The organism is Paenibacillus sp. FW104-T2 (assembly GCF_058789975.1).
This window is the reverse complement of record NZ_JBYTCE010000032.1, coordinates 40,714-56,591: the sequence shown is the minus strand read 5'-3', so window position 1 is coordinate 56,591 and position 15,878 is coordinate 40,714. Positions and strand designations below refer to the sequence as shown.

Annotated in this window: 13 protein-coding genes; 9 read left to right on the top strand and 4 right to left on the bottom strand. The window is 44.5% G+C overall.

What is annotated here, in order from left to right:
- Positions 1 to 587: 587 nt before the first annotated feature.
- Positions 588 to 2,015 carry a hypothetical protein gene (locus AC3WQ3_RS27110; protein ID WP_141236652.1) on the bottom strand — a complete coding sequence of 476 codons (1,428 nt, stop codon included), beginning with the start codon at positions 2,013 to 2,015 and terminating at the stop codon, positions 588 to 590.
- A 297-nt stretch (positions 2,016 to 2,312) separates the two neighbouring features.
- Between AC3WQ3_RS27110 and AC3WQ3_RS27105 the strand changes: the two genes are divergently transcribed.
- The 3 genes from AC3WQ3_RS27105 to AC3WQ3_RS27095 all read left to right on the top strand — a co-directional run bounded on the left by AC3WQ3_RS27105 (position 2,313) and on the right by AC3WQ3_RS27095 (position 6,433).
- Positions 2,313 to 3,797 carry an amidase family protein gene (locus AC3WQ3_RS27105; protein ID WP_492474199.1) on the top strand — a complete coding sequence of 495 codons (1,485 nt, stop codon included), beginning with the start codon at positions 2,313 to 2,315 and terminating at the stop codon, positions 3,795 to 3,797.
- A 250-nt stretch (positions 3,798 to 4,047) separates the two neighbouring features.
- Positions 4,048 to 5,613: a class I adenylate-forming enzyme family protein gene (locus AC3WQ3_RS27100; protein ID WP_492474198.1), complete on the top strand. Its 1,566-nt coding sequence runs from the start codon at positions 4,048 to 4,050 to the stop codon at positions 5,611 to 5,613.
- Between the two features lie 85 nt (positions 5,614 to 5,698).
- Entirely contained in the window at positions 5,699 to 6,433 is a 735-nt protein-coding gene (locus tag AC3WQ3_RS27095; protein WP_492474197.1) for a hypothetical protein, read from the top strand.
- 186 nt (positions 6,434 to 6,619) lie between these two features.
- Here the strand turns inward: AC3WQ3_RS27095 and AC3WQ3_RS27090 are convergent, their stop codons facing one another.
- The 3 genes from AC3WQ3_RS27090 to AC3WQ3_RS27080 all read right to left on the bottom strand — a co-directional run bounded on the left by AC3WQ3_RS27090 (position 6,620) and on the right by AC3WQ3_RS27080 (position 8,104).
- The gene (locus AC3WQ3_RS27090; RefSeq protein ID WP_127536506.1) at positions 6,620 to 6,916 is read right to left on the bottom strand and encodes a putative quinol monooxygenase; all 297 of its coding nucleotides are present in this window, start codon (positions 6,914 to 6,916) and stop codon (positions 6,620 to 6,622) included.
- 89 nt (positions 6,917 to 7,005) lie between these two features.
- Positions 7,006 to 7,656 (bottom strand): nitroreductase family protein, encoded by a 651-nt coding sequence (locus AC3WQ3_RS27085; protein WP_095358983.1) that lies wholly within the window; start codon positions 7,654 to 7,656, stop codon positions 7,006 to 7,008.
- A gap of 28 nt (positions 7,657 to 7,684) precedes the next feature.
- The gene (locus tag AC3WQ3_RS27080) at positions 7,685 to 8,104 is read right to left on the bottom strand and encodes a MarR family winged helix-turn-helix transcriptional regulator (RefSeq protein WP_492474196.1); all 420 of its coding nucleotides are present in this window, start codon (positions 8,102 to 8,104) and stop codon (positions 7,685 to 7,687) included.
- 378 nt (positions 8,105 to 8,482) lie between these two features.
- Between AC3WQ3_RS27080 and AC3WQ3_RS27075 the strand changes: the two genes are divergently transcribed.
- From AC3WQ3_RS27075 to AC3WQ3_RS27050, 6 genes are all read left to right on the top strand, one after another.
- Entirely contained in the window at positions 8,483 to 10,090 is a 1,608-nt protein-coding gene (locus tag AC3WQ3_RS27075; protein WP_492474195.1) for a helix-turn-helix domain-containing protein, read from the top strand.
- Positions 10,091 to 10,204: 114 nt separating this feature from the next.
- Positions 10,205 to 11,170: an ABC transporter substrate-binding protein gene (locus AC3WQ3_RS27070; RefSeq protein WP_492474194.1), complete on the top strand. Its 966-nt coding sequence runs from the start codon at positions 10,205 to 10,207 to the stop codon at positions 11,168 to 11,170.
- A 33-nt stretch (positions 11,171 to 11,203) separates the two neighbouring features.
- On the top strand, positions 11,204 to 11,980 hold the full coding sequence (locus AC3WQ3_RS27065) for a hypothetical protein (protein ID WP_492474193.1): 777 nt from the start codon (positions 11,204 to 11,206) through the stop codon (positions 11,978 to 11,980).
- A gap of 379 nt (positions 11,981 to 12,359) precedes the next feature.
- Positions 12,360 to 12,881: a TetR/AcrR family transcriptional regulator gene (locus tag AC3WQ3_RS27060; RefSeq protein WP_492474192.1), complete on the top strand. Its 522-nt coding sequence runs from the start codon at positions 12,360 to 12,362 to the stop codon at positions 12,879 to 12,881.
- Between the two features lie 119 nt (positions 12,882 to 13,000).
- Positions 13,001 to 13,954, top strand: coding sequence for an SDR family NAD(P)-dependent oxidoreductase (locus tag AC3WQ3_RS27055; RefSeq protein WP_492474191.1), 954 nt, complete (start codon positions 13,001 to 13,003; stop codon positions 13,952 to 13,954).
- A gap of 397 nt (positions 13,955 to 14,351) precedes the next feature.
- On the top strand, positions 14,352 to 15,779 hold the full coding sequence (locus AC3WQ3_RS27050; protein ID WP_492474190.1) for an NAD(P)-binding domain-containing protein: 1,428 nt from the start codon (positions 14,352 to 14,354) through the stop codon (positions 15,777 to 15,779).
- The last annotated feature ends 99 nt before the right edge of the window (positions 15,780 to 15,878 follow it).

Genomic DNA, 15,878 nt, shown 5'->3' with positions numbered 1-15,878 from the left:
ATTTTTAAGACCATACATATAGTACGAGAAAAAAGTTAGAAAATTAAAAATAGGGCTACAAGCTTGCATTTAGGTTGTACCCGACAAAGCTAGAACTTTTTTTTTGTCATTTTAGTACGTGGAATTCGTAATAAATTTATTAAGGTACGAGTTTTGAGTAATAATTATTAGAAAGTACGAAAAATAAGTGAGAATTACGTTAATATTTAGGTCGGTACCCTGTAGTGCAAAGCTTGAAACATCAAATCGAAGTACGAGTTTTTCGTAATAAAAATGAGACCGTCTTTTCAGTCCATGTTATATTGTAAATAATGAATTGAAGTACGAATAAAAAGTAAGAAAATGAAATCAGGTACGTTGTTTTCGTAATAAATTAATGTGGTGGAATTGCGCTAATAGCGTTGTAGTGGGATATTTTTTTTTATTACGAAATGAAGTACGAAAAAAAAGTAATAATATTATGGCAGTACGAGAAATGAGTAATAAAAATTCAATCAAGCAGTACTATAAAAAACTAATATTTCTAATATGAGGGTAGATGGTGTGCAGGAAAACCTACATAAGCAAAAAAAATTGGAGAATGAGGTTCATTCTCCAATAAGTTCAGTCTGTATAGGAAAGGTAAGCTGAATAGGCGGTTCGGCTTGATCGAAAAAGTCATGCATTTCCGTGTGTGTTAATGGAATAAACGAGATCTCAAATGAGGAATGAAGTCGCTTATAATCGGCAATCAGGAAATTCAGGCTTTTGAACTCCTCTAACGCGTCCTGGATCTTTTTCATGTTTTGTTCTGTTTTTCTTTTGTCCATTCGGACTTTACGCAAGAAGTAGCTCAGCGGGAAGATATCGATGAATTGGTTCCCTTGTACATACCGCTCCAGACGCTCTTTCTGTAATGCATGGACCAAAATTTTAGAGATGTTTCCTTCAATGGAGTTGAGGCTGTCTCTATAGATTTTGACGGTCTGTTGATTAATGTATTGCTGGTGGAAGTACGTACCGATAACAATTTCGGCATAACGTCTGCCATTGGGATTGGAGTTGATGACAACCGAGTCAAATATGGACCAGTCGGCAGAACCGGATCTTGCCTTTTCGGACTTCTTCTTAATCACGGCCTGGAAGCCAAACGACCTGATTTTACGCAATCTTTTCTCAATCTCAACGTAGTTTTTAACCCCAGAAGAATTATAAGCTTTGCTGACCAGCTTGGATATATCAACCGTGATCGTCCGATCCGTGTAAAAGGATTCATCCTTCTGGGACAGGACATAGAAAATGATATCCCGATCAGTACCATCCAGTGATTTCGTAAGGCTCTTATCCGCGAGCAGGAAATCGCCATCTTCAACCTTGATAATGGTGCGCAGGAACTCATTGTCACTGATCTCATAATCATCAAAATAGGTTTGTTTGTTGGTGATTTCGTCCAATTCCATTCGGATCTTCAGGTTAGTTGATTTTTCGGCAAAAACGACATCTTCGATCAGGCCATGAGGCTGCACATCGACTGCATTGGTTAGATCGTGTTTATCAATAATATCAGCCACAATAAAGTGCAGATCGGTGTCGATGGCCTTTTTGATCTGATTGGTTTTTTTACTCGACAAGTAACGATAGTCCGTGAGGTAGGTGGAGCTGGTGGTTGCCCACTCACTAATTTGTTGCAAGCGTAAAGCGGGTAAATCATTCAGGTCCTTTACGCCAATCAATCTTTCGGATTCAGCAACGATATCCAGCCCCGCATTCGATGCTTTCATTTGCTCCAGCGCAAGTTTCCAAGAGCTAATCTCAATCAGAACCGGATTGTTTGGCACCGAATCCAGTTCCTCTTTAAATTTCTTGAGCCAATACTTCTTGCTCTGTTGTCTTTTGCGATAATTTTTATCCCGAATCTCAACGTGGTCTTCCAGATGAGGCGTATCAAATCCAAAATTCTGGATTAAGAGTTCCTTGATGAGCTCAAACAGCCACGTCTCTTTTGAGGTGCTGGTCGTTTCCTTGTATACGTACATGTATAGATGATCGACAATTCTTGGTGGTAAGCACTCAATTGTCTTGGTAATTGCAAAAAGCGAAAGTTTAACCATAACCATTCTCCCTTAAAAAAACTTCTCCTTAAAAATATATCATAACTTCATATCCATTAGGGGAGGGATTATCATGGAAATGGATTTAGTTTAGGGAAAAGATGATGCATCAATGTCTATCTCTTTATCAATGCTGTTTCTCATTCTATGCTGCAAGGCGAGAGGACAACAGTCAGATTCGTCGAACCATAAGAAGTAGATGACCAAAAGGAGAGACTATAAATGGATAGAACGTTAAATGAGCTTCTAATAGAGGCAGACATCACTTCGCTACAGTCTGCGATGGAATCCGGATTGTTATCGTCCGAGGTCTGCGTTCGTTGGTATTTAGAGAGAATCGCGAGGCTCGACCCTCAGCTGAACTCGGTACTCGAAGTCAATCCGGACGCGATTGAGGAAGCTGTCGCGCTTGACGCGGAGCGGAGGGAACAGGGAGTACGCGGACCGCTTCATGGTATCCCCATCCTGCTCAAGGATAATATCGATACAGGAGATCACATGCATACCAGTGCGGGTTCAGTCGCGCTAGCAGAACATATTGCACAGTCAGATTCAATGGTGGCTGCACAGTTAAGAGCGGCCGGAGCCGTATTTCTTGGAAAGGCAAACATGACGGAATGGGCAAACTTCATGTCGAGCACCATGTGGTCCGGATACAGCTCAAGGGGCGGACAGACGTTGAATCCTTACGGTCCTGGAGAGCTGTTCGTTGGGGGATCGAGTTCGGGCTCCGCAGCAGCCGTCGCCGCCAATCTGTGTACCGCCGCCATTGGCACAGAAACATCGGGTTCCATTATTAGTCCTGCCTCGCAAAACAGTCTTGTTGGCCTTAAGCCGACGATCGGTCTGGTCAGTCGTACAGGGATTATCCCCATTACCTATAGCCAGGATTCAGCCGGCCCGATGACGCGTTCGGTCAGAGATGCAGCCATCTTGCTTGGTGCGATGACTGCAGTGGATCCGGATGATGCTGTGATGCATGAGAAAGGAAGGAAAGCTTATACAGATTATACGCCCTTTCTGGATGCGAACGGACTGCGAGGCGCAAGAATTGGCGTTCCGCGATTCTACTATAAGGATCTGGATGAAGCACGGGCAGCAGTTATCGAACGAGCTATCCGTGTATGTAGAGAACAGGGCGCAATCATTATTGACCCGGTGTCATTGCCTTGTGAGAGTGCGAAGTGGGACTGGGACGTAATGCGATATGAATTTAAAAAAGGGTTAAATGACTATTTGGCCAAAGCGGGTTCCGGTGCTTACGTTCAAACGTTAGATGAGCTTATCGCTTATAATAAGGCAAATGCTGATGTTGCACTTAAGTATGGTCAGGATACGCTGATCTGGTCGAATGAAACAAGTGGTACCTTGTCTGAACCGGAGTACGCCGAGAGTTTGCAGCTTAATCGTCAGCTTTCCCGGGACGAAGGTATTGACTATGCAATCCGTGAGAATGAGTTAGATGCGCTAATATTCCTGGGTAACGAGGAAGGGCTCGATTTGTCTGCACGCGCAGGGTATCCTGTAATAACCGTTCCGGGTGAATACGTCGAGACAGGTATCGTTGGTGAAGATGGTTATACGACCAAAGGGCCACAGGGAATTACATTTGTCGGAACCGCCTACAGTGAGCCGATCCTTTTTCGACTAGCTTACGCCTACGAACAAGCGACCAAATTCCGTTTTGCACCTAAAGATGAGTTCTAATCCGTTTGAAAATCAAACAAAATGTCTGAAATTTACATTACAGCTAAACACCAACAGACGGTAACCAAAACAGGTTGCCGTTTTATTGATTAACAAGACTAGTGATAGTTAAAACATTATCAGGTAAGCTGATGAGACTCATTGAAAAACGTTATGATTAGTATTTCCAGAAATATGATATGATCCCCTTAATCCTAGTACTCATACCAGATTAAGGGGAGGTATCATGTTTCTATTCGAACGATTACCTATGGCAGCACATTTGTTTTCTAATGCTCCTGCACTTAGGCGGCATGGTCATACTATCACATATGGTGAGCTGCATCATCTGGTTGAAAAACTTGGACGTGCCTTCTATGCGAATGGTCTTCGGCCAGGAGATCGTCTTGCTCTTCTCGGGCATCCGGATCCGCAGCTGGTTGTTTCCCTTTATGCAGCCGTTGAAGTGGGTGCGATACCGACAGCGATTTCACCGTTACTAAGTGTCCCAGAGATTGCAGCGATTCTTGAAGACGCTGAACCCAAATTCCTAGTTCATGATAATGATTACGCTAATACAGCATATTCCGCTGTAAAACTTCTCTCGCGACCTCCAATCCTTTATTCTGCTGAAGAAAGTTCAGTTTCTAATTCGATGACAGCTATTTTACATCAGGATCTAGCACCTATTCCCGCTGAGGTCTTTGACCGTCAATTGGATGATATCGCTGTATTGATTTATACAGGAGGAACAACAGGCAGACCCAAAGGAGTAATGCATTCTCATCGCAGTATGTCTGCTTGGAACCAATTTACGCCTAGTAATGGGTTTGGATATGACAAGAATCGTCGAGTATTGGTACTTAATCTTTCACACCTTGTTGGCCAATTCCAACTATGGGCGACAATGTCAGCTGGAGGCTGTCTGGTCTTTCTTGATGAGTATCCAGCTAATATCCAGCATATCGTTGAGGTAGTAGATCGCGAACAAATCTCGCACCTAAGTACGGTCGGGCAACTGCTACGTGATTTGACCAATGAGGTAATCGCTACGGGTAAGGATTTACCAAGTCTTAAGGTCATTGGATGTGGAGGATCAGTCATATCACCAGATACGCTAATTAAAGCGGTCGAACATTTCACAGAGGCGTTGATCGTGAACAACTACTCTCAAGCAGAATGTGGTATGGCAATTAGTCGACTACTACCTGTACATCATATGGATAATCTAATAGTTCTACGATCAGTAGGCCGTCCTAACGACCTAGCTGCACAAGGAGAAAAAGCTTTTCAGGTACGGATCGTTACTCAAGATGGACAAGATGCAGCAGAAAATGAGTCTGGAGAAATTGTAGTTCGTGGAGCCCAAACGATGTTGGGGTACTGGCGTCAACCAGAGACCACAAATGAAATAAAAGAGAATGGATGGATTCACACCGGGGATGTTGGTTGTCTTGATGGTGAGGGATATCTATTTGTATTAGATCGTCTTAAGGATATGGTCATCATCAACGGTTCCAATGTGTTCTGTCCTGAAGTGGAACAAGTATTAGTGGGTCATGCACAGGTTAAGGAAGTGGCGGTTATTGGAATCCCTCTCCCCAGGGAAGGGGAGGAACTTGTAGCTTGCATCGTTCTACGTGACGGGGGGAGTTTAAAGCTGGAACAATTGTGGGCGTTTTGCGAACCTAGGCTAGCACGATATAAATGGCCAACAAAGATCTACATTCTCGATTCTCTGCCTCGAACTGCTGTAGATAAGGTAGACAAAAAAAGTTTGCGCATGCGATTTTCCCATCTGCTAAAAATTAATCTGCAAGAAGAGACGGGAGAGTGATACGAAAAAAGGTTGTAACTCAGGCCCCGGTTTCCTTGTTTAATAAGATGAGGTGATATCAATGGGGCTGTTTCAATATCGGAACATGCGTTGGTTTTTATTATGCAGTTTGGTTGTTTTGGTTAGCTGCGGTACAGTGAGTAAGGAGAAGTCTCAGGAAGCTAACCCTGAATTCGTAATAAATGAAGAGAAAAAGCCATGCCCCGGGGTTATCGAATGGATTGATTTTGTAATGATTGATGGTATTTTATACTTCCATAACAATGACCAAGCCGTACCGGCAGAGAATATAGGGGAAAGGATAGGGGAAGTCTCGTACATGCTGAATGAACATGCATGTGCGGATCACGTGACTGCCAATGGAGATGCTGCATTTCTTCCTATTGGAACGGACATCTATGAACTGAAAGGTTATAAGTCTCACTTTCGTGTTGTAGCGGATCATAAAATGTATCAAGTAAGTGAAAATCCCAATGCCAAAACAATGGGTGGTCTCTTGGATATCGAAGGTAAAGTAAAGAAAGTTAGCCTTGAAAGTGGCAATGATGGCAGTGTGATCGGGGACTTTCCCCAAGAAATAGCTACAGAATTCGTTAACGAGCTTCTGCCTTTAACATACGTTGGTTTTGATGAGGTCTACCAAAAGGCAAAGCATGAAACCGGCATTTTTTTGCGTGTACACCTTCAAGATGGTACATCATTTAGAATGGTGTACTACTCAAAGGCCAATGCTTTCTCCGCAGGAGCCTTTGGAACAGAAAAACTGGGAACATTAATTACATCCCAGAGAAAACAACTTAAAGCAGCTGCGGGTTTGTAGCAGGAACGAATAAGGGATTCACCTACGTGGATCCTTGCTCTTCTTGTGTTCAGAACATCAGCTCCGATAGTCGCGTCCAAGGCAAAAAGCCGTCTCCAAAGTCAAATGACTTTGGAGACGGCTTTTGTTGTTTATTAGGACACATTGGAGCTTGATGCTCGCAAATGACCTGATGTGCACTTGATTTTAGTGTTTAACTGCTTCGCCAGCAAATACTTCCACGTTCATCGGTGCAGCCATGAATGCTGCTGCTTGTTGAACAAATCCTTGGAAATGAGCGCTTGCGTTGTGAGCTGCTGTAGCTGCTTCGTCTTTCCACAATTCGATCATGGTATATTGATGTTCTTGTTCAGTGCTTTTGTTCAGGACATAGCTGATGTTGCCTTCTTCATTGCGAGTTGCTGCAACGAGTTCTTTGGCTGCTGCGAGGAATGCTTGCTCTTGATCCGGTTTAATGGACAGGTGTGCGTGAATGATAATCATGTGTGTTTACCTCCGTAATGTATATAAATTGTTTGATTGTTGCCAATAGTCAATGGTGACGCAGTTCAATGAAAAGTGTGATACATCAATTATGCCCAAGTTGTAATCGTATCAACTGGCAGACGGTAGGATGGATGACCCTCTTTGGCTGATTTACCCATGGAGATCAGCATAACCGGTTGATAGCGTTCTTTGTCCATACCGAACGCTTCAGCGATTTGATCTTTTTCGTAACCGCCAATAGGGTTGGTATCATAACCGTGAGCACGAGCAACCAGCATCAATTGCATGGATACCAGACCTGCATCGATCAGGTTGACATCGCGAAGAGCAGATTCTGGCATAACCTTGTAATAAGGCATTACTTTAGCCAACTGCATATCTTTTACTTCTTGTGGCATATAACCAAGCTCCACCGCTTTGCCGAAGATTTCTTCCATATATTCGATGTTGTTCATGTCAACAAATACGCCGATAACTGCAGAAGAAGTCAACACCTGATTTTGATTGAATCTGGCAAGAGGAGCAAGCTTCTCTTTACCCTCAGCTGTGTCCACAACCAGGAAGCGCCAAGGCTGCAGGTTGATGGAGGACGGGGCGCGGGAAGCTTCGGCCAGAATCTCGGTCATCTCTTCACGACTGATTTTTACCTCTGGATCATAAAGTTTAACGGAACGACGGCCGTATGTGATCTCGTTAAAATCGTTCGTTTTTTGAAATGTACTTTGAAAGCTACTCATTCAGTGGATCTCTCCTCTATTAAAAGTATCAAAAATTGTTCTGCATGCGTTCCAGATAACTCGCAAGATTCTGGATTTCATCTTTACTGAAATCGTGTAGAATCTGATGAATAAAATTTTTCTTCTCTACTTTGTAACCCTCAATATGTTTCCGGCCATCATCGGTAAGACGAACAAAGGTAACACGGTTGTCTTCCGGATTTTTGCGTCTGCTTACCATGCCGTCCGCTTCGAGCTGCTTCAAATGGCGGGTAATGGCGGCACTATCAATATTGATGATTTTTTGCAGCATCGATTGGTTGATCTCGTCGACCTGATCCAATTCATACAGAATCTCAAAGCGAGATGAACTGATTCCTGTGCACCGCTCGAACTTCGGGCTGACTTTGTTGCCAAGTGCATTAAGCAGATTGATAATCTGCTCTTCCTTTGAAACGATACGTGTCATGACTAGACCTCCCGGGTGAATCTGGACATGAACAACGGCTTATGTTCACACAATCCGATTGTGGCCTTTTTTACGATGCCAGTGTTGATAAAAATAATGGACGCCTCAACAATTGACATGTCAATCATTGACTGCTCAATTAATATATCATGCCTCTTTTTATTTTGCAACACTTGGGACCAAAAAAGGGATTTGTGTGGATTAAGTCTTATGTCTTTTCCTGTTTTATGGTCTCCAGAATAGCTGGATCATATCAATCTTTGTTGTTATTGAGAATTATCATTTATAATTAGGATCAGTTTAGTGATATAGAAGGATTGTTGTGCCGGTCGCACTTTTAATCAGGCAATTTGGATGAGAACGGAGAAGATATATCGCATGGAAGAAAAAATGTCGCTTAAAAGGCTGGAACAGCTATTCATCTCTTCAGTTCACGTGTGTAAATATGTAATGGACCCTGGAGTGGTCAAACGAAGAAACTGGGAAAGGTATGCCATATGCAGAGTAGTTACTGGAAAAGGAATTCTGATGATTGATGATGCTGTACACACAGCGGCTCCGGGGGACTGGTTTCTGCTGAAGCCGGAAATGCAAGTGGAGTTTAGGACGTACTCCCAAGAACCAGCCCGATATGAAATCATTTTATTTACTTGTGTTGAGCTGACACGTTCCCAAAATAACTGGTTCGTCAGGCAACCTGAATTCACGTTGACGGGCAAACTGAATCTGTCTTCCGATTTTCCGGAATTTGATGAAAGGATGCAGACGTTAACAACAGAGAGAGTTGCTTCATTAGGTAAAAGCATGGACAATAATCACAGAAAACACCTTCTGCATCAGTTGTTAATCAGACTTATGGTAAGTGTGAAACAAGAAAATCCCCCCGCCACTGGTATGGAGCAGGCCATAGAATACATGACTCGTCATTATATGAACGAAATCAGGCTTGACCATATGTCCCGGATGGCAGGACTAAGTGTAAACCATTTTATTCGGACGTTTAAACTGCAATTCAACATGACACCGATGGAGTATGTGCTAAAACAGCGTATGTCCAAAGCCAAACAGCTTTTGTTCTCGTCAGACAAGATCAGGGACATTGCGGAACAGGTCGGTTACAGGGATGAGCATTATTTCAGTCGCATATTCAAAAAATCCGAGGGTGTTGCTCCGACAATGTATATGAAAAAGAGAGTGAACCGAATTGCCACCTTATATTATGGGCTGGACGATTATATCGTTACGTTGGGGCTTAAGCCTGTGACCATCTTATCCTATAATCAAAGGGTTTTACGTCACACAAGGGTTCCTGAACTGGATACCAACGTTCCAGAAGATATTCAACTAGACCGACTGACTGGAAACTATGATCGATTGAGACAGGTCAAACCGGATCTAATTCTTACGAGTGATCGCTACGCACCGGATGAAGCGTTGCATCATATTGCACCGACCGCCATGATCAAACACACAAACGACGTTGGTGAAAGACTTGTGGAAATGGCAGATATTCTGGGGCGCGCGGAGCAGGCGGAACGCTGGGTGGAGCAACATGCCGACTTGAGGCAACTTCTGCACCGGAAAATGCAATCCAGATGGGGACCCCAAAGCGCGATGTTTATACGAATAACCGCTGCGTTCTACCGGATGTATGGTAAGACGAACCAGACAGGGGCTCTGCTTTATAATGATTTGTCATTCCATTTACCTGATGGTTTTCCGATGAAGAAATGGGTTATGGAAGCTGATCTTGACCGTTTGGAATTATTCAAGGCAGATCATATTTTTGTCATGATCGATCCAACTGCGGAAGCGAGTACCAGGTGGAGACAATTGCAACAATCGGAACGTTGGCTGGCACTGGATGCAGTGAAAGAGGGGCGGGTTTACGATGCAGGCGATATGTTCTTCAAAACACTGGGACCTGCCGGACGGATGTGGGCCATGCGTTATGTAGCCAACCAGGTTGGAATTTCGGTAAGGTGATATGCTGCAAGCAAGGAAGGTGAGATATTCCATTGTAAGAGGGATTCCCTTTTTCTATCATAGTGATAATGATTATTATTATTATTATTAAATAGAAGAGGGGATCTATTACAGATGTTAAGACAGAGTTTTTTTATATTTTCGGTATTTCTTATACTTGTTTTGAGCGCATGTGGCAAGTCACCGGAAGCAGCCCAATCCAATCAGGGCACATCCGCACAAGAGAATGACACACAATCGATTCAGCATCTGAAAGGAACAGCGGTGGTGCCAAAAAAGATAGAACGTATTGTTGTTTTGTCCGCGGCTTATATTGATCATATGCTCGCCATCGGCGAGAAACCTGCAGGCGTCAATGTGGAAGTACGCTACGGCGGAGATTACCTGCCTTATTTTGCAGACCAGCTGGAAGGAGTTCCTACGGTAGGCTCAGCGGACAGTCCGAATCTGGAGGCAATCGTTGCTCTCAACCCGGATGTTATTCTCATTGAGAGTCGAACGGCTGAAAATACATATGAACAGCTGGAGAAGATTGCTCCAACCGTGGTACTGGGCAATGAATGGATGGATTATGAAGATGACACCACATACTGGACTCAGGATCTGTTGACAATTGCAGAAATGTACGACAAGGTGGATCTGGCTAAGGAGAAAATGGGCGAAGTGGAGCAACGGGCTGTTCAATTAAAGGAGAAGATCGCGCAGCTGGATCAGAAAAAACTCGCTTACTTGCGGGTAAGAGAGAAGAATTTGCAAATCTATGCGGCAAAAGGACACCCCACCAACACGCTCCTGTATCATGATCTGGGGTTTGAACCTACTGCTGTGACACCATCTGAACAACGTGAAGATCTTTCCATGGAGAAAATTTCTGATATTGATGCAAACTTCGTCGTTCTTGAAGTTGATCCTAACGGACAGGATTATCTGAACAGCATGAGCGAGAGCTCGCTCTGGAAGCAGGTTCCGGCCGTACAGGCAGATCAGGTCTATGAGACAGACTCTTTCTGGTTGTTCAAGGGATGGGGAGTAATTGGCCGAAGTGAAATTATAGACGAAGTTCAGAAAATGATTGAGTAGATGGAAAGTATCCGAGACTCTGACCATTTGGAAATGACGGACACATTACGGAACTTTTTCGTAACCTCAATCGGAGATATGCGTGAAGATTCTCTATATCCTTTCTGTGCAAAGGATTTGCTGGACAAAGAGAAGCGGATGTTAATCCTGCATGAACAGGCCATTCAGCAGGGACTTAAACTGAGGGGAAAAGGGGCCATTGCCGTTGGTACACTTTTTGCCAAGCGTTATTCGGTATTTGTGATGGCGGTGATCTCTGCCTTCAGTCTGTACGATGCCCGATTGAGTATAGTTGACGAGATGGTGCGGTTTGAACTAAACGGATCAGGTGGGATGCGATACCGAACTATATTGGAGAATGCTTCGCTGCAAGGCAGCGAAGATCCGGATCTGCGGAGAATAGAACTAGACATTCTTAAGGATGGATTAAAGCAGCACTTGGACCAGCTTTTTCAATCAGTATCCGAGGTGACAGAGGCAAACCCGAAGGTCATGTGGAGCTTGGTTGCACATAATGTGCAACAGCTCTATGTCCGGTTGGTGAGAGGCCAGTGGGGTCGGTTAACGGAGCCAAGGCTGAATCGGATCGAACAGGATCGGGACTTGTGGTTTAAGCCCTTCGAAACCAACCCTTTTGCCATCCAGCTTCAACCTTTCGAACATTCGAAGTGGAAGGGACCGCTGCTTTATATTCGTCGTTATTGCTGTCTGGCGTATCAGGTGGGCGATGGAGATCATACTCATGGATATTGCAACAGCTGTCCCAAGCTTACTCCAGATATGAGACTGAATAATCTCCTACATCAGTGAACTAGCGGTTTTGTACTGCATCGTACGGATCCGACTGAACATCATTCAACAACCTGCAGCGGCCTGAGCCAGCGTCTGCGGGTTTGTTGGGCTTGAATGAAAAAAATGGTTACTAGGCGTACTGACAAGTAATTTTTGCATTCAGATACGGATAAAGGAAATCATGAGCTAGAAAAGTGGCGAGGCAAGTGTCATGGAGGCTGCCAACAGGTGGGGGATGTGAATAGCAGTTATCTCATCAGCCGGTTTAGGTAAACCTATGGTTATAATCCGGACAGGCTTAAAAAGGGAAGAGATTGAACTTTTGCAATGATTACGGCTATCCTATATACTTTTAGCTATTGATCAATTAATAACAGGGATAAGAGGTGTGATGTTCATGGCTAAAGATAGCACTGCATCAGTCAATCGGCGGAACGACATTATCTCAGCGGCAATTGACGTATTTGCAGAAATCGGATACTACCGAGCAACGACAGCACAAGTGGCGGAGAGGGCGCAGATTTCGCAGCCTTATATTTTTCGCTTTTTCAAAACGAAGGAAGCCCTGCTGCTGTCTGCACTGGAAGTATCATGGACGCGAGTCATTGATTCATTTCGACAGGTTGTAGAAACAGCAGCATCGGATCAACTGGAGCGCGAATTGATAGACGCATACGAGAAGATTCTGGAATCACACCAAAGTGAAATCCTGCTTCAGATGCAAGCTCAGACCATTCAGGAAGAAGTAATTCGTCAAGCGATGCAGAAAGGGTTCAGTGAAGTGAGAACCATGGTTCTGAATGCTTTTAGCCATGCTGGCATTGCCGAAGCGAAGCAAAGAACGTTGGTTTTCCTGGCGATCGGCATGTTATGCAATGTCTCGATAGCCCTAGATATGCCTGAGCTCAAAGAGAGATAGGAAGGGTAAATGCCCTTTTTCAAAAATAGTTATTGATCAATCACTAAATATGCGTTATATTGTGTTCAGAAGTTGTGAGTAATTGATCAATAACTAAATGAGTGAGAGGATGTATGGAGATGAAAAAGGCAATTGTTATTGGTGCAACAGGCGGAACGGGTGCTGCCATTACACAGGAATTGATTAAGAGGGGGATCGCAACGGTTGCTTATGGACGTTCACGGCACAAATTGGAACAGCTTGCAGCAAAGCTGGGTTTCCCAGATCATCTCCAGCTCGCTGTGGGTGATGCATTTAACCCAAATGAAATAGTCGCTGCTTCCCAGAATGCGGATGTGATGTTCCACTGTGCCAACGTGCCTTACCATGAGATGGAGAGCAGACTCCTACCATTGGGTGAATCCGTTATGAAGGCAGCTGAACAGCTGAGTCTGAAAGTGGTGGTCATTGATGGGATCTACCCATACGGGAGAAGGCAAATGAACGAAGTAACGGAAGAACATCCGAAGCAGCCGCATACCCGCAAAGGAAAAACAAGACTCGCCTACGAGCAGATGTTATTCAGCAGCAGGTGGTCCAGAGCACAAGTCATGATTGTACGTTTGCCTGATTATTATGGTCCGACCGCGAATGAAGCCTCTTACCTGGGATCAACACTTGAATCGATCGCTAAGGGGAAAATGGCTTTTTTCATCGGCAATATGGAAACACCACGGGAATATATCTATCTGCCTGATGCAGCGGTTATGGTAGTGGAACTGGCAAGCAGGGAGAACTCCTACAATCAGAACTGGAATATACCCGGTGCTGGCATTATTGCAGGCAAAGAGATCGTTAGGATCGCACAGAGGTCGGCGGGTGTAACGAAACCAGTCATGGCACTTGGGAAAATAGGACTGTCCCTGATTGGGCTGGGGGTGCCGGTCATGAAGGAAGTCGTAGAGATGTTATACCTAACCAAGGAGCCACTCGTCTTAAGCAGACAGAAGTATGAACGCAACATTGGTCCTGTGCAGGCGACGCCTTTCGCAGAAGGAATTGCTGAAACCATTACACAGCTTCAGAAAAAGTAAATTACATTTTTTAATGTTTAGTAATTGATTAATCACTAACCAAGCAAATAAATGAATACTGCTTATGAATGACAGACAGATCCGGAAGCAATACCCGGGTCTTTTTTATATATGTACGCCTTGGTCATAACGATGACATCCAACTTTCAGTAACGGCCAACATTTATTTGAGGGTGTATTTCGTAACGGTCAACAAGCATGTTAGCTATTTTTAGATTGGATGACAATAAAGCTTCCGTCATATTCAAAAAAGTAAATGCAACCCATATACTAACGCTAATATAAATGTCGCAGATGCAGCGATAGCACTGAAAAACGAGTTAAATATGACATCAACTTAACGTATGGCTGGGATTGAATCGAAATCGATTAATGTATCTTGAAAGGGTTGGGGATCATGAGCCTGGAAGCTTTGAATCAACGAGTAAAAGAAGATCTCGCATATTTGGCCTATGGCGGTGCAAACTGGGTGCGTTCCATGGAACATGATGAGGGTCATGTATATGACGTGATTATTGTAGGAGGAGGACAGAGCGGCCTGGGAGCAGCTTTTGGCCTACTGCGTGAGCGGATTTCTAACATTTTGGTTATTGACGAAAATAAAGCCGGACTGGAAGGGCCTTGGGAAACATACGCCCGTATGACGACCCTGCGTACTCCTAAACATCTGACGTCCATTGATCTGGGTATTCCATCCCTAACCTTTCGTTCCTGGTGGGAGGCACAGTTTGGACTGGAAGGTTGGGAAGCGGTGGACAAGATTCCACGCGGGGATTGGATGAATTATTTGCGGTGGTATCGTGACGTGCTGAATCTGCCTGTAATCAATGAAGTAAAGCTAAAATTGATTGAACCCGCATCTGAGGGGATTCACCGACTTCATGTGGAGGGTTCCGGTGTCGATTCCGGCACGCTGCTGGCGCGAAAGGTCGTGCTGGCTACCGGCATACAGGGAGGAGGAGAATGGCACGTACCTTCCATGATTGCAGAACGACTGCCGAGAGAACTGTATGCTCATACTTCCGAGGCTATTGATTTTGAGCGGTTGCGCGGCAAAAGAATTGCCGTATTAGGGGGAGGAGCTTCCGCTTTTGATAATGCAAGTTTTGCGCTTGCTGCAGGAGTTGCTGAAGCACATGTGTTTGTGCGGCGAGCACAACTTCCAAGTGTCAATCCCATACGCCAGATGGAGCAATCCGGGATGATTGAACGTTTTCATGCATTAGGGGCAGCTGATAAATATGCGGTAATTTCACACTTTTTTCAATACAATCAACCTCCAACCAATGATACCTTCAACCGGGCAGCAGCCTGGCCGGGCTTTGAACTGCATTTGAATTCACCCTGGCTCGGTGTGGAAGCAAACGAGGATGGAGCCGTAGTGACAACAGCCAAGGGGAAATTTGCTTTTGATTTTCTGGTGATTAGTACGGGGCTGCTAAGTGATCCCGCATTGCGGCCGGAACTCAAACTGGTGGAAAGTCATATTGCTCGTTGGGCGGATTGTTATGAAGCGCCGGCTGAGCAGCGCAATGAGCTGCTGGATGCACATCCCTTCCTTACTTCCGGATTTGCGATGACGAGCCGAAGTGAAGCAGGCGAGTCACAGCTGCACGGGCTGTTTGTTTTCAATTACTCTGCCCTTGCAAGCTGTGGTCTGTCCGCTTCTGCCATCTCGGGCACCAAAAGCGCAGTTCCTAAACTGGTGTCAGCCATAGCGGACCAGCTGTTTTTGGATGATCGGGAGACGATCTTACAGCAATTTTTTGATTACGATGAGCGGGAGTTCACAGCATCCTGGGTAAAAAGCATCGTTCCCAGCTGAACCAACCTTATTATAGCCACATTACTAACCGTACAGTGAGTTTCTGCTGTGCGGTTTGTTTATTTTATAGGAGAACTTACACTCTGCATGGTTTTGTTG

What these genes read in the sequence shown, in the direction of transcription:
- AC3WQ3_RS27100 (WP_492474198.1), top strand. Translation starts at nt 4,048, where the DNA reads ATGGCAGCACATTTGTTTTCTAATGCTCCTGCACTTAGGCGGCATGGT.
- AC3WQ3_RS27105 (WP_492474199.1), top strand. Translation starts at nt 2,313, where the DNA reads ATGGATAGAACGTTAAATGAGCTTCTAATAGAGGCAGACATCACTTCG.
- AC3WQ3_RS27075 (WP_492474195.1), top strand. Translation starts at nt 8,483, where the DNA reads ATGGAAGAAAAAATGTCGCTTAAAAGGCTGGAACAGCTATTCATCTCT.
- AC3WQ3_RS27090 (WP_127536506.1), bottom strand. Translation starts at nt 6,916, where the DNA reads ATGATTATCATTCACGCACACCTGTCCATTAAACCGGATCAAGAGCAA.
- AC3WQ3_RS27095 (WP_492474197.1), top strand. Translation starts at nt 5,699, where the DNA reads ATGCGTTGGTTTTTATTATGCAGTTTGGTTGTTTTGGTTAGCTGCGGT.
- AC3WQ3_RS27060 (WP_492474192.1), top strand. Translation starts at nt 12,360, where the DNA reads ATGGCTAAAGATAGCACTGCATCAGTCAATCGGCGGAACGACATTATC.
- AC3WQ3_RS27080 (WP_492474196.1), bottom strand. Translation starts at nt 8,104, where the DNA reads ATGACACGTATCGTTTCAAAGGAAGAGCAGATTATCAATCTGCTTAAT.
- AC3WQ3_RS27070 (WP_492474194.1), top strand. Translation starts at nt 10,205, where the DNA reads ATGTTAAGACAGAGTTTTTTTATATTTTCGGTATTTCTTATACTTGTT.
- AC3WQ3_RS27055 (WP_492474191.1), top strand. Translation starts at nt 13,001, where the DNA reads ATGAAAAAGGCAATTGTTATTGGTGCAACAGGCGGAACGGGTGCTGCC.
- AC3WQ3_RS27050 (WP_492474190.1), top strand. Translation starts at nt 14,352, where the DNA reads ATGAGCCTGGAAGCTTTGAATCAACGAGTAAAAGAAGATCTCGCATAT.
- AC3WQ3_RS27110 (WP_141236652.1), bottom strand. Translation starts at nt 2,015, where the DNA reads ATGTACGTATACAAGGAAACGACCAGCACCTCAAAAGAGACGTGGCTG.
- AC3WQ3_RS27085 (WP_095358983.1), bottom strand. Translation starts at nt 7,656, where the DNA reads ATGAGTAGCTTTCAAAGTACATTTCAAAAAACGAACGATTTTAACGAG.
- AC3WQ3_RS27065 (WP_492474193.1), top strand. Translation starts at nt 11,204, where the DNA reads ATGACGGACACATTACGGAACTTTTTCGTAACCTCAATCGGAGATATG.